Raw genomic sequence first — 14590 nt, 5'->3', positions numbered from 1 at the left:
ACCTTGAGCCTGGAAGCCGACTGCGGTAACGGGCGGAGAGAAACTGTAGAGAAAGATGTCCTCATTGCTTCTCAGCCTGTGCGGCAGAATGTCACGTCCGCCATGTATGATGAGGACAAACGCATTGGCGACGGTCTTATCAACATCCAGTCACGCATCTGGAACAACGGCGAATACAGCCGTCTCTTCCCGCTCTACAAACTCATTGACGTGATGCTTGACGGCTACGATGGCGCATATGGCTACGACAAGGATCAGGTTGAAACCGTAAAAGATGTGTACTCGAGGTTCCTGAGCGGTGAACTGGCCGGTGCAAACGCCACTGCCAAGCGCATCACTCTTGCGGACGAGATGAGGATGTTCGTTGACAGTTTCCTTCAGACCAGCGAGGAGGTGGAGAATTCCATGGGATTCTTCACACGTATGGCTGTGGGAGTTGCAACGCTCGGAATGTCTGAAACTGTTTTCACATCGCTGCAGGTTGCCAGGGACATGAAAGCAACCGTTGAGAATGGTGGAGGAGTTTATGACGTGTTCGTGGTTGGCGTGAAGGCGGCTGCGTATGAAGCGCTTACTGATTTCGATGTTTGGAAAGGTGTTGGTAAGAAATTCGCTCCGAAACAGTTCGAGGCTGCAGCCAAGAGCGTTGAGAACTTGACGAAACAGGCAAAGGAAGCCGCAACAGACTATTTCTCCGAGACTATAGGAAAGAGGACAAAGGGCATCCTCGAGAAGTCGAAGAGCGTGAAATCCAAGGCTGCCAGTCAAGCCGACGAAGCTATCGAGGCCTTCAAGAAGCATCCTGAGATGAGCGATCTCGACAAGAAACTCGACCAGGTTTACAAGAACGGTCAGGCGCACGGCAAGGCCAAGGTGGATGACCTGCAGGCGGCCCAGTGGCTTATGGAGAACAATCCTACTCCGGAAAACGTGAAACTTTATAAAAAGAAGGTTCTTGAAGTTCAGCGTGACAAGTTCGCCATGCATGAAATGAACAAGCTCGCTGACGGTAACTCCACCAGAGCAACGTTCAACAAGGAACTGGACAACGTTTACAAGGATGTGGATGACGAAGTACGCAGGATTCTGAAGGAGCAAGGCTATGACCTGGATGAGAAGCCGTTTGCTGCAACCAGCTCCAATAAAGCAGATCTGGCCGAGGGTAAAAAAGTCACTTTCGACCGTGATGTCACGTACAAGACCGTTGATGGTAAGGACGTGCCTCAGGATGCAGCCCAGAAAGCATACGAAAAAGCGTTTTACAAGCGTACCACGGGTATGGATGCACCAAGCGATAAGGCTGCAGGCGAATGGGCTCAGATGCATGACCAGTCAGTGGTTCAGAAAGGTTCAAAGGTCAGCTATGAGGAGGACTTGAATCCTGTGATCAAGGACTGGGACCAGAAACTTACCAATGCCGAGCACACAGGTAAAGTCATGACTTACAAGAGCACGGAGTGGTTCGAGCAGACAAATGAGATGATAAGGAAAGCAAATACGCTGGAAGACAGCGGACTGCGTCTGGATATGCTTGAACAGGCACTGTCAAAGAGACAGGAGGCTGCAAGGCAGATGGTCAAGCAGTTCAGGTATGTGCACGAGCGTGACCTGGCCGCCCAGACTAAAGGGGCTGTAAGCAAAATATCCGAGAGGATGCGTTATGGAATGGAAATCAGTTCAAGACTTTTCTCCTCAGGAGCGGATCAGCTCACACTTGGGGAGGCGGAGGCCATTCTGGCAAAGAACAACCTCACATTGGAACTGCTTTCACATTGGCTTGGAGAGACATTGAAAACAATAGGTTAACAATTAAAGTAGTATAGATATGTATTGTGCAAACTGCGGGAACAAGCTTCCCGATGATGCGAAGTTCTGCGATGCCTGCGGTGCACCGGTTGCCGCAGCGGAGACAGCGCAGGAACCATCGCAGGTGGAAAATCCTGTTGAGGAAGAGGCACCCAGGGGCAGAAAGGTTACAGAGAATATCTGCCTCGGTACCGATGGTAAGTACCATTGGTACTATGAATTCAAACTGATGAAGAATCCTACTATCCTTTTCGTCCTCTGGAAGATATTCTTCTGGATATTTGTGGTGATGTGGGCGTTCCTCAGTATCATCAACTCCGTTGAAGGTCATTTCAACATGAAGGATTTCATGGATTTCACCAAGATATTCTTCCTTATTATCGCAGGTGTGGAGATACTTGTAGCTATAGCATATTTTCTATATGCAGCCATGCAGGGATTCAAGTACTGCGTGATGTTTGACATGGACGCCGATGGCGTGAAGCACACTCAAATGCCGCGTCAGTTCAAGAAGGCTCAGGCAGTGTCCTTTGTGCTCATCCTGGCCGGAATGGCGGCAAAGAATCCCGGCACAGTTGGTCAGGGTATTCTTGCTGGGTCAAAGAAGAGTATGGTTTCATCATTCAGCCATGTCAGGAGCATTGAGATATTCCGCAGAAGGAATGTCATAAAAGTCAATGAGAGATTCAACAAGAACCAGGTCTATGCATACGACGAGGACTTCGACTTCGTGGTGGATTTCATCAAATCTCACGTTACTAAAAAATGCAAGATTTATGAGAAGTAGGATATTGGCTTTATTGCTTCTGGCTGCTGCAGCATGTGCCTGTGGAACTTCATACGACGGCCCTCCCGCAGGAAATGGTTCCGAGCCCGAACCGCTGAGCGGCGTTTTTTCAGGAGACTGCGGGAAAATGACTTTCAACGGCGATGGGTATACTGTAGTGGTGTGCCTTACAGGAGACGCGTCAACCATATGCCCTAGTGATACAATGGAATATGCCTTCACATACGGTGCGCGAGGTCTCTGTCGCTATGATGTTGCAGACAGGCTGGTATTGTCCAAAGACGGTAAGAACCATCTGTTCAGTGTACAGAAGGCAGACAGTTCAGTTCTTGAACTGAGCAAGGACGGCGTTGAACTGATTCTCGCAAAATGACAACTGAAGTACACTTGACAGGAAATACAAGGAGAAGTTTCTGGAGTACTGCAAACAGAGCCTGTAAAACTTAATAAGACACGGCCCGCAGGCTGTTCATATCAAGAATCATTTCATTTGAAACCTGTGTGCGCTCCGGAACAGCCAATACCGGATTGGTGATCCGACTGACATTGCTGTGAATGTCCAAAACAATTTTATCTGAATATTCACGGATGTGGTAGTCGAATTTGACAGGATTATTCTCCTTAAGCAGGCTTGCCAAGTAAGAGAGCAAAAGTGCGGTCCAGCCCCTCGATGCAATGATCTCGTCCTTGACGAGCAAAGATTCTTTCACGTTGGAAAGCAGTTCCGTTCCGGATTTCTCAATAATGACATCAGCTTCACGTTCAACCAGAAGCAAATTCCTGAAAGATGATGGATTACTGTGTTTCAGCAGCCGGTTGTTCCATATCAGGACTATCACGGTAAGAAGAAGGCTGTTCAACGGGAAAGACCACCACAGACCATCAATGCCAATCTGCAGGCATGCAATGTACGCTAGAGGTAACTGCCCGAGAAAACCGTCAAAGAGACTGATAAACGTTGCGTACATTGTCTTACGGATGGATTGCACATAGAACATGAATACAACGATAAAGTTTCGCAGTAGGATGGTAAGAGAAAAGATGCGTATTGCATGGATAGTCATACGCAACACTTCAGTCTCAGATGCCTTGTAAAGAATCGCAATCTGCGGAGCAAGAAGTTCAAAGATAACCAGAACAACTGAGGAACAGACAAAGATAAGGAAGTATGCATTTCTGATGACTTTTTCCGTTGCAGGAAAGTCCTTCTGGCCGCACAGTGTTGCAGTGATGTTTATCATTGAAGAACCTATGCCTCCCACGAAGATGGATGTGATAGAGAGCAACTGCATACAGACAGAGAATGCAATGAGTGCATTGTTCCCGCCAAAGTACAATGCAATGGAATTGCATACCGCAATCTTTATGGCTAAACTCAGTTGAGAAACTGATGCAGAAGTCCCCATACTGCATATGGACTTCAATTCCCGGAAATCTTTGGCTGTAATATGGACAAATGACATATTGAGTTTCTTTCGCAGATAGCAGACCACATACCACAGCAAGGCCACGCTGTATCCGCATAATGAGGCGTACGCCGCCCCCTCGACCCCCAATCCAACAAATTTTATGAAAACGATGTCAAGGCAGAGATTTACAAGATTGGCAAGAAGCATTAATGCACTGCTCAACTTAGGTTTTCCGGCAGATGGCAGGAATCCGAAAAGCACATTGCCCATTGTGAGGACCGGAATGCTGGTAATTAGAATGCCCATATAATTCCCGGAAGCAACGGCTAGATTCTGATTTCCGGCACAAAGAGTTGAAATCAGAACTTGTTTCGAAAATAACAACCCCAGCATCAGCAGTGCTGAGGACAGCAGTGCGGCAACAGCGGAGACAGTAAATATTCTATCTGCCTTGTTTTTGTTGAAGGATCCGCAGGCAGAAGCATAAAGCGTGCTACCCCCAACAGTAAGCAAGGCTGTCAATGTAGCAACAGCCAGTATTATAGGGCTGCCCAGATTGACTATCGCCATTGCTTCACTCCCCAGAAGCGCAGCCACTATCAGCGCATCTACAAACTGGCTGATGCAGACAGCGAATACTTTCAGGGTATTGGGCGGTATGAAGCGATAGAATTTATCTACAGCCAATGTAGTGTGGGACATATGCTTAAAGTTCCTGTTTTTTATAATATGCCGGTTGATAATCCTTCATTTTGAAATACACCATAGGAACGAAACGGAATCCATCAACGTTCTGCTCTTCATCCGTAGGCACAAATCCCATATGCTTATACATATCTATCTTTGTGTAATTGGCAAGCATGAAGATTGCGCCTTTGGGCGCATATTCCTCAATCATTGCACGGAACATGATACCGGCCAGCCCTGTGCCCTGATAATGGACATCAATATAGAACAAAGCCCCATATGTGGAGTTGGCACGCATTCCAAGCACTCCTGCAAGTCTGCCTTCAACATATGCTCCGAACAGATCCAGAGACTCCTTGTATCCGGGCCTTGTCAGAGATTTGGCAAACTGTTCCGGTGTAGGTACCGCATCCGCTCCGTATGAATCCGTGAATACTTTTATACAGAACTGAATGGCCTCGTCCTTTTCATTGTCTTTCAGTAGATGGTAATCCACCTGTTCCTTTGTCAGTTTCATAATAGCATGTTTCTTCTATAGATATTGTTTCATTACCGGCACTTCAATGCTCAGGGACGCCTCGTTCATAAGATTATCGTGTTCCTGCTTGATATCAACTATATGCAGTTTGTCGTTCGGAATGTACTTTTCGTAACCGCCGGCACGCTTGCTGTTCATTTCCTCGAAATACTCAGCCATTCTTCCCTTCAATCCCTTAGCGGGAGCAATGGCTTTGAAATAGAGCACATTGCCATCATAAAGTTTAGGATGAAAACTCATCATGTCAAAATTCACCTGCAGTGAATTGGCAACAAGTGTATCTTCAAGTCCGCGCTTTATGAGACTCTCGAAGAGCGGACTGCGTTCAAAGTACTTGCGCATACTATCCTCGCTGCGTCCTATGAACATTTCCTTGAATATCTGTTTCTTTACAGTATGGACATCAAACATTATAAGTTGTTCCACAAGCTCGCCGGCTGCTGTTAGCTGACAGGCCATCTCGTAAGCTATCATTCCACCATAGCACCACCCGCCAAGATAATACGGTCCATGAGGCTGATGGGCCAGCAGCACCTCGATATATTTGCTTGCTATTTCAGGAATACCGTGCTTTATGTCATCACGATGATACAGGTTCCACTGGTCAAGGACGGCAAAAGAGCAGAAACCTTCCAACTGATTTGCAAGCGATTGATATGCTTCACTGCCCGTATTGCCCGTATGTACGAATACAAGTTGCTTGGTGCCCGGTACCTCCGTGAGTACTTTGTAGTTGTCGTCATAGCCGTCGTTTCTGCCAAGCCCTTCCCCATTCCAGCAAAAGGCATTGTCTTCCGTGGCCCACTCCTCCCGTGAAGAGGAATCCGACATTTCAAGTGCCGCCGACAGCAGGAAACACCAGTTCTCAATGCACTCACCACCATTTTCCCTCAATGCTTCAAATAGTTCTGCAATCCAGGTCCTGATTCTCCAATCCTCTGCCAGTATTCCGTTGTATGCAAGCATAAGGTATGACGACCTTCTCTCGATTCTTACAAGCGACAGGTGGAACAAAGGAGACAACTGAATACTATTGACAAACTGCAACAATCTCTGTCTCTGGTCCATCATCAAACCGACCGCTTCCAGATTGTTTTCCGCATCAATGACGGAGATAGGGATTTGCCGGTCAAGATAAACCTGCAAAGGCATATCTACACCAACGTATGCTATTGCGGAAGAAATGGCAGGATGTCTTCTTGCCAAGCTGTCTGCGGCCTTTCTGATATGTTCTTCCGTAATGGAAGCGTCGATATCCATTTCAATGCAGAAGGCATTGATATTTCTGTCAGGATGAAGCAACTTTTCCTTCAGCATACGTAACTGGGCCGGCATCAGGACTGTCCGTTTTTCTACATACTCTCCACGACTGGCGTAGTCCGCCACAAGAGCGAGAAAACGGATATCATTAAGTTCCAGCAGTCTGGCTATAGGAATGACAATGTCATTTTTTTTCAACAACGCCATCAAACTTATAGACTTGATGGATGTGCCTCCCAAAGAAGGGAAACTGTCGTGAGCGCTGATGGTCTTGACATCGAGAGCCAGAGTTTCGGCAATGCATCTGGCAATTGTTTCCTCAAGATGTCCTTGTGGTGCCACGAAATTTTCCAATTGACAATTCTTGTCCGCTTGTGGGGCGGGAAGAGCCTTCCTATCGACTTTCTGGTTGACGGTAAGCGGAATCTTGTCTATCTGTACAGTAGTGGCAGGTACCATATATGAAGGTTTGCGCACAGCTATGAAGCTGTTCAAAGCGGACTTGTCAAGCGTCATTCCTTTCATAACAACGTATGCGACAATGAATTTTCCTCCGCTCGGATCATCGAATGCTTGAACCGTAACATCGCTCACTCCCTGGAATTCACGAATAACCGCTTCAACTTCCTTCAATTCGATACGGAAACCACGGACCTTCACCTGACTATCCTTGCGACCAACAAATTCAATGTTACCGTCATTGCGGTAGCGTACTATATCGCCACTGTGATAGGCCCGCTGTCCATCTATGGTAAAGAACGCTTCCTTCGTCTTGTCGGGGCGATTCAGGTACCCGCGTCCCACCTGTCTGCCACAAATGATAAGCTCACCCGATGCACCAACTGGAAGACGATGCATGAACTTGTCCATTACGTAACATTTGAGATGGTTTGTAGGTCGTCCAATAGGAATATTGTTTTCTTTTTTATAGACCATATGGGTTGTGGAGAATATGGTGCACTCAGTGGGACCATAACCGTTATGGAAGTCATATCCTGATGCCGGATTTACGCTCGGTAGTTTCTCTCCGCCTACAGAAAGGTGCCTGAGACATGAATCCTTGACATTCAGCAGATACTGAACCCCCACCTGTGTAGTCATAAACGATAGCGTCACTGCGTTCTTCTTGAAATAATCGTTGAGTGCCGTAAGGTCGAGACGGATTTCCTCAGGTACAATGCAAACCGCAGCTCCGTTTGTAAGAGCCGGGTACATATCCATCATACATGCATCGAAGCCGTAGCTGGCGTATGAACCTACACAGTCACCCGGAGTCAGGGAATAATACTTTCTGTACCAGTCACAGAACGCCGACAGATTTCCGTGCTCCAGCATCACTCCTTTAGGTACACCGGTGGATCCGGAAGTATACAACAGTATGAACAGGCTCTGAGGACTGGATACAGGAATCTCAATGCCGGGATTCACTGGCAGACTGCCCGGGAGCTCATCTGTAAGCAGCACTTCTCTGTCATATCCGTCTATGAGGGTATTTAAATCCGAATCGGCAATGACCAATGCTGCGCCTGCATCTTTTACCATAAAATTCAGACGTTCCTGCGGGTAGTCTGGATCCAGCGGCTGGTAAGCGCATCCTGCTTTAAGGGCAGCAAGGGATGCCAGTACCATCCACTCGCTTCTATGGATGAGGACTGAGACCACAGGTTCAGTTTTTCCGCAGCCCCTGACCTTCTCATAAACCAGAGCCGCCATCCTGTCTGTCAGGTCGTCCAACTCCTTATATGTATAAGACTTGTCTTTATAAATGACAGCCGTGTTTCCCGGATGTTCAGCAGCCGCCTTGCGAAAGAGTGTAACGATATCCGACTGGGCGAAACTTTCCTGATATCCGCGGTTGAAGGTATCGAGATGAGCAATCATCTGCTCTGATGTAAGCGACAGGTCTCTCACCAGCGAATTATGGGTAATCTGCTGCGCAACATAAGCATACGCATCTGCAAGTCCCTGCATCATTTCTTCAGAGTACAATGAACTGTCATACTCCACAGTGAGATGCGCATCTTCCAGCGTACCCTTGACTGCAATATAAACAGGAAATTTCGCCTTGTCCAATTCAAGTGTCCGGACTTCAAGCGCTTCATCGCCTACCTTGTAAGAGTCTAAAACTCCTATCTGATATGCATACACAATGTTTGCTTTATAACCGTAATCATGGGCTATTCTGGCAAAGGGATAGTGCTCGTGACGCAGTGCTTCCTCATAGTCCCTGCATGTCTTCAGCAAATAGTCATTCACGCTGTCCTCGGGCTTTAGTGAAGAAACGAAAGGAAGAGTGTTGACAAACATTCCCATTGTACTATGGAAACGAGAATCACTTCTGCCGTTTGATATTACGCACAGCGACACCTCGTCTTCCGCCAGGTAACGGCTTATGCAGATACCCGAAATGGCAAGGCAAATGCCAGCAGTTGTGAGTTCCGGTACGGTTTCAGCTATTTTTGACAAGGCTGAAAGATTCAATTTCGCGCTTACCTGCCGGGACTTGTGGTCAGCATTTTCTTCAATCAGGTTGTCGGGAAGCAGCATACTTACCTCCTCCAGACCGGCAATACGGCTATCCAGATATTCCTTGTCCTTTTCATTCAGTTTCTGCAGTGCGGCAAAGCTATAATAGTCGTATTCTTCGCATTCCGGCTTCCCGCCCTCAAAATACAGACACAAGTACTTCAGGAATATGTCGCAAGAGGCTCCGTCGCATATAAGGTGATGCAAGTCGGCAAGGAGATATCGCCTGTCCGCCTGCTGAATGATACTGAACCGGAATAAAGGACCTTCGTAAAGTTTGAACGGACGCACCAAACATCTTGTGGCACTCAATATATCTTCTTCATCGGCACAACTGTGACGTTCCATATCCAATGCCGACTTAGGCAGACGCTTTATCATAACTGCGCCATCGCCATCGATAACGAAGTGTGACCTGAGGGCCGGATGCGCATCAACGAATGCTTCCAGCGCTTCCTCCACCTGTCCGGCAGATACGGACGACGGGAGTTTGATCAGCATAGGAATGTTGTACAGAGTCGAGTCCGGATTGATTGCGCAATCACTGTAAACGCCCTGCTGCGCAAATGTCAAAGGCGCTTCATCTATTGTCTCCTTAACAGTTTCTCTGACTGCCGGTGCACCTGACATCCAATGCCCTAGAAGTTCATTCTCTATACTCTGCAGTGTACCGGTATGTGACAGGGATTTGGAGTCAATCTGTATTGAGAAGCGCTTGTAAACCAGATATGCCAGTTTGATTGAAGACAATGATGTCAAGCCGAAAAATTTCAGATTGTCATTTACTCCTATTGCAGCCCCACTGCTGTCATCTCCTGTCAGTTGCGGCAGGCTCAGAACGTGGGCCACCATATTGTACAGTTCAATCTCAAGTCTGTTCATAGGAACGCTGACACTGCTGTCCCTGCGGGAGACCGCTGCAGGTCTTGGCTCCGGAAGGACTTTTCTATCAACCTTCTGGTTTACTGTCAGTGGAATCTTTTCTATCTGCATTGTCACTGCAGGCACCATGTAAGGTGGTTTCTGCTTAGCTATGAATTCGTTCAATGCGGACACATCAAGTTCCAGGCCTCCTTCGGTTACCACGTATGCGGCAATGAACTTTCCTCCATCAGAGTTGTCAAACGCCTGCACGGTGACATCTCTCACTCCGGGGAATTCTCGTATGACGGCTTCTACTTCCTTCAATTCAATGCGGAAACCGCGTATCTTCACCTGCCCGTCTCTGCGTCCCACAAACTCGATATCGCCATTCTGGCGATATCGCACGATGTCACCGCTGTGATACACCCTGCCGTTGCCGAATGGATTCGGGGTGAAACTTTCGGCCGTCTTGTCAGGACGTTTAAGATATCCCCGCGATACCTGCGGACCGTTTATCCACAATGCGCCGGGGGCTCCGGCAGGAAGACGGTGCCCCGCCTTGTCCACGATGTAGAGATTGCAGGTTGCCGTAGGCCTTCCTATCGGAATGTTGGGTTCCCATCTGTCTATCCTGAACAGAGCACAACCGCAAGTGGTTTCACTCGGGCCATAGCCGTTGTGAATCTTATAATCAAGTTCCTCCGGCTTGACTGCCCGGAGTTTCTCACCACCCATCACCAAATGCCGGAAATTTGACGAATGGGGATAATTCTCCAGATATTGCACTCCAACCTGAGTGGTCATAAAGCAATGCGTGATACCCTTATTTTCATAGTATTGATGAAGAGCTTCCATATCCAGTCGCATGTCTTCATCTATTATGTGGAGTGTTGCACCGTTCATCAAAGTGCAATAGTTGTCCTGCATATTGGCATCGAAGCCGAAACTGGCATAAGCGGCTATTCTGCTCTGAGGAGTGATGCCCAGATACCGGCTGTAAGGTTTGTTGAAGGCAATCAAATTGCGGTGCTCAATCATCACACCCTTGGGTACGCCTGTGGAACCGGATGTATAAAGCAGGGTGAGCAGACTTTGAGGACTGAGTGACGGAAGTTTGTCAGAGGAAGCATCAGGCAGGGAACCGGCGAGTTCTCCAGTAAGCAGCACCTTGCCCTCATACTCGTCAAGCAGGCCCCTCAAGTCCGAGTCGGCTATGAGCAGCACAGCCTCCGCATCCTTCACCATAAAGTTCAGTCGTTCCTGCGGATAGCTCGGGTCAAGAGGCTGATAGGCGCAACCCGCCTTGATTGCGGCCAAAGAAGCCAATACCATCCATTCGTTCCGGTGAATGATAATGGAGACCACTGGTTCCGCATTCCCACATCCTCTGATTTTTTCGTAAACTATACCGGCATATCTGTCGGTCAGTTCGTCCAGCTCTTTGTATGTGTATCTCTTGTCCTTGAACACTATGGCAATGTTTTCAGGATGAAGCTGCACCTGCTGCCTGAATTCAGAAAGCACCGTTGCCTTATCATCCAAATCGACGATGCTGTCCTTGTCGTTGAAGGAGTCTATCTGCGCAAGCTGTCCTTCATCTATAAGGTCAATGTCGGCGAGTGCGTCTTTAGCCTGCATCTCATCCAGAATCTTGCTGTAGGTTTTGCAGAATTGTTCTATGAAGGCGGCCGAATACATCCCTGTATTGTATTCCACCTTGCAGAAATAGCCGTTGTCCTTCTGTATGACGTGCAGCGCCAGGTCAAATCCGGGACGATGCACTCTCAGGTCTTCGCCCTCCTGCAGGCGCCCGTCCAGATCTATGTTGTATGTATGCAGAGTGCCCTGATACGCAAAACAGACACGTGGCAACAGACCAAGGTCGCTTTTCAACGCCGAGAAAGGATAAATGGCGTTTTTCCGTGTACCAGCCATCTGCGAGGAAGTATGTTGCAGCAGTTCAGTTACGGTAGGTGTCTTGGTGAAATCCTGATATACAGCAAGAGTCTTGACCATCATATTGTATGCGTTGAGGGTGGATTTGTCACTGCGTCCGTGAAATATTGTTGCATACAGGGCTGCGTCATCGGAAGAATATTTTGAAAGTGTATAGCCGAACGCAGCTGTAAACGGGATGCTGACTCCTACATTGTGTTTGGCACAAAGTGCCATGATTTCCCGCTCGTTATTCTTCAAGGGATGGAAGGCAAATATCCATTTCCCGTTTTCTTCCCCATACACATCAGGCAGGGGTAATGAATCGGTATCGGCAGCGGCGGCAAATTCCTGTTCATGCCAGATCTTGGCTTCCGAATAGAATTCCGTCCTACACAACTGCTGCTCCTCCAATGCAACGGTAAATCCGTCCTTGCCCTCTGGCGCAAGTTCCTGTCCGGCGTATGCCAGACTCAGGTCCCTGCGGAAATTTGTCATCGACATTCCATCAAATATGATATGATGGAAGTCAACATACAGATAGTTGCCTTTTTGTGTTTTGTAAATCTCAAGTCGGAAAAGAGCGTCCTTATGCAGGTCATAATCCTCTCCAAGATGTGCGCGGACATCCTCAATGTCATTGATTTCAATTATTGGCGTACAGAAAACGTCATCAATATGCTCTTCAAGCATTACGTCACCGCCATCGTTGGTCACAAGACGGGATTTGACATAGGGATGAACTTCTATCACCTTGTTGAGTGCTTGCGCAAGTCTTTCCAAGTCAACACTCTGGTCAAGACTGTAAAGCATATCAAGATTATAGTTTTCGTTCTTTTCTGCAGTGATACTTGATATATAAATGCCGGTTTGAGTTTGTGTCAGCGGATATGTTTCCATACTTATTTCAATATGAACAGTTTTTCAATATGATTCATTTCAATGTCCAGAAGTTTATGGAAATCCTCATCCAGTTGATTTTGAGAATCATTTACCATAAAGACAGTCCCGATAAAGGTGAAGAAATCCGTGGTGGCTGAATATGAGCGGGGAGCATCAAAACCCAGGAAGGAATAGACGCTTGAGAGGTCCATTATAGTTTTCTGACCTATGAATTCCTCAGCTTCAATGTCTTTTGTTGTCACGGCACATTGGAAACATCCGGGACGCAGGCGATTGTAGTATAAATATTCTCCGTTCATGGCCGGAACTGCCGCATAGTCATTGTAACTGGTGTGAAAAATATCCTTTCCCAAATAGGCTCTGAGGGCGATATCACTTTCGTGCAATCCCATAACTTTATCTTGCCACTTGGCCGGCTGATCGGCACCGGCAAGGCGAGCGTTGACCTCAATCAAAACGGGGCCGCATTCATCCACCATCACTTCTGTATGCATCGGACCGATTTTCAACCCTACTGCATCTATCGTCTTCACAACATAATCGGCAACTGCCCTGTATATCGGATCAGTGCTGTCAAGTGCAGTGGCCCTTACGTAAACAGGCCTTTCGGCTGCAATCCTGCGTTTCTCATAACACATTACGTTGGTAACCACGGTACAACCGTTCAAGGTCACGGTGTTGACAAAATACTCCGTTCCGAAAATCATTTCCTGTATCAGAACGGCAATGACAGGCGCATTTTTTTTCTTTGCCAGTTCCATGTCTTCGGATACTGCCTTTACCAGAGCTTCCTCATCCAGGCAGGCGACGACTCCCGCACTCCCCGCACCTCGCAACGGTTTAACTATGGCGGGCTTGCTCTTCAGTTCATCACGGAAATACATAACAGCCTCCTCAACCGTGCTTACCACTTTTCCACGGATATACCGCAGTCCGGCAACCTTGATGGCTTCGTGCATCTTATCTTTCTCGCGAAGATATGGCAGTCGTTCAGGAGAATTGCAGGGAAGCCCCAGATCATAAGCAAGATTTGTTGCTAGTTCCAGCGCATAGTCCGTACCTGGCAGTATCACGCAAGGATTTATCTTCTGCACCATCGCCAGTGTATCTTCGTAGGATTCCTTTGCAACGTATACCGCAGGAAGTTCTCCTTCCAAACGTGCATATTCAGCGTCAAATACCTTACGGGCCTCATCCCGCCGGTTGTCAGGAACGAACGGTTCCAGTATCACGGGTTCAAACCCGGCGTTCCGGATATCATCAATATAGTTGAGTGCGCTGGAAGCACAAAGTACTACCATTATCTTCTGTTTCATGCGGTTATGTTTTTTTAATCTCACAAAGGTATGAAATAATTACATATGACAGACTTATGGAAGCAATAGTGGTGCTGGGAGCATCACTTTGACGAGGAGGTCATCGTCCATCGTAAGGGAGCCACTTGCGCCTGCGAAGGAGAGATCGGGATATATGCCAGCTTTTGATGAGCCTATTTTAAGGTAATCTTCCATTGATGGCCTGCCATCGTCCGGAATTTCATCAAGCCTGTAGTATTCAAAATCAGAACTTCCATTGAAGTAGTATGTCTCACATATGGACGATTGTTCTCTGGCAATTAGGTACCTACCCATGATGCCTTCGACCTGTGGAAAGTAATATATCGACACACCATCAAGGGCGCTGGAATACTTTCCGCACATTTGGATAGGGAAACATACAAATAGCAAAAATAAATATCTCAAGTTTCGCAAGTGAATAAAATATAAAATAAAAAAGGCTAAAGTGTTTGATAATTCATTGATTATCACTATATTGTGGTTGAAAACAAAACAAATATAGTCCTTTAGCCATGAACAAAAATAGACAAATAATCAG

General features: G+C 47.2%; 8 protein-coding genes. 3 read left to right on the top strand and 5 right to left on the bottom strand.

Going from position 1 to position 14590, the window contains the following annotated elements; all coding sequences use genetic code 11:
- The 3 genes from AC06L3_RS03690 to AC06L3_RS03680 all read left to right on the top strand — a co-directional run.
- Window positions 1-1806, top strand: a 1806-nt coding sequence (locus tag AC06L3_RS03690) for a hypothetical protein (RefSeq protein ID WP_475669268.1), incomplete at its 5' end; no start/stop codon positions are given.
- A gap of 19 nt (window positions 1807-1825) precedes the next feature.
- Entirely contained in the window at window positions 1826-2593 is a 768-nt protein-coding gene (locus AC06L3_RS03685; RefSeq protein WP_475669267.1) for a zinc ribbon domain-containing protein, read from the top strand.
- On the top strand, window positions 2583-2966 hold the full coding sequence (locus AC06L3_RS03680; protein ID WP_475669266.1) for a hypothetical protein: 384 nt from the start codon (window positions 2583-2585) through the stop codon (window positions 2964-2966). The genes AC06L3_RS03685 and AC06L3_RS03680 overlap by 11 nt, the downstream gene beginning before the upstream one ends.
- A 70-nt stretch (window positions 2967-3036) precedes the next feature.
- Here AC06L3_RS03680 and AC06L3_RS03675 read toward each other — a convergent pair whose 3' ends face one another.
- Genes AC06L3_RS03675 through AC06L3_RS03655 form a run of 5 tightly spaced genes read right to left on the bottom strand, consistent with a single transcriptional unit; the run spans window position 3037 to window position 14415 of the window.
- Window positions 3037-4704, bottom strand: coding sequence for an MATE family efflux transporter (locus AC06L3_RS03675; RefSeq protein ID WP_475669265.1), 1668 nt, complete (start codon window positions 4702-4704; stop codon window positions 3037-3039).
- Between the two features lie 4 nt (window positions 4705-4708).
- Window positions 4709-5206: a GNAT family N-acetyltransferase gene (locus AC06L3_RS03670; protein ID WP_475669264.1), complete on the bottom strand. Its 498-nt coding sequence runs from the start codon at window positions 5204-5206 to the stop codon at window positions 4709-4711.
- Between the two features lie 15 nt (window positions 5207-5221).
- Window positions 5222-12712, bottom strand: a complete 7491-nt coding sequence (locus AC06L3_RS03665) for a non-ribosomal peptide synthetase (protein WP_475669263.1) — start codon at window positions 12710-12712, stop codon at window positions 5222-5224.
- 2 nt (window positions 12713-12714) lie between these two features.
- Entirely contained in the window at window positions 12715-14031 is a 1317-nt protein-coding gene (locus AC06L3_RS03660; protein WP_475669262.1) for an ATP-grasp domain-containing protein, read from the bottom strand.
- Between the two features lie 54 nt (window positions 14032-14085).
- Complete coding sequence (locus AC06L3_RS03655; RefSeq protein WP_475669261.1) at window positions 14086-14415, bottom strand: hypothetical protein; 330 nt, start codon at window positions 14413-14415, stop codon at window positions 14086-14088.
- Window positions 14416-14590 lie beyond the last annotated feature (175 nt).

It is taken from the genome of Candidatus Egerieousia sp. (assembly GCF_056211015.1).
Note: the sequence above shows the minus strand (reverse complement) of the source record. Positions and strands in the feature narration are given on the sequence as shown.

Excerpts from the sequence above, each read along its gene's own strand:
- AC06L3_RS03685 (WP_475669267.1), top strand. The coding sequence starts at position 1,826 with ATGTATTGTGCAAACTGCGGGAACAAGCTTCCCGATGATGCGAAGTTC.
- AC06L3_RS03680 (WP_475669266.1), top strand. The coding sequence starts at position 2,583 with ATGAGAAGTAGGATATTGGCTTTATTGCTTCTGGCTGCTGCAGCATGT.
- AC06L3_RS03675 (WP_475669265.1), bottom strand. The coding sequence starts at position 4,704 with ATGTCCCACACTACATTGGCTGTAGATAAATTCTATCGCTTCATACCG.
- AC06L3_RS03670 (WP_475669264.1), bottom strand. The coding sequence starts at position 5,206 with ATGAAACTGACAAAGGAACAGGTGGATTACCATCTACTGAAAGACAAT.
- AC06L3_RS03665 (WP_475669263.1), bottom strand. The coding sequence starts at position 12,712 with ATGGAAACATATCCGCTGACACAAACTCAAACCGGCATTTATATATCA.
- AC06L3_RS03660 (WP_475669262.1), bottom strand. The coding sequence starts at position 14,031 with ATGAAACAGAAGATAATGGTAGTACTTTGTGCTTCCAGCGCACTCAAC.
- AC06L3_RS03655 (WP_475669261.1), bottom strand. The coding sequence starts at position 14,415 with ATGTGCGGAAAGTATTCCAGCGCCCTTGATGGTGTGTCGATATATTAC.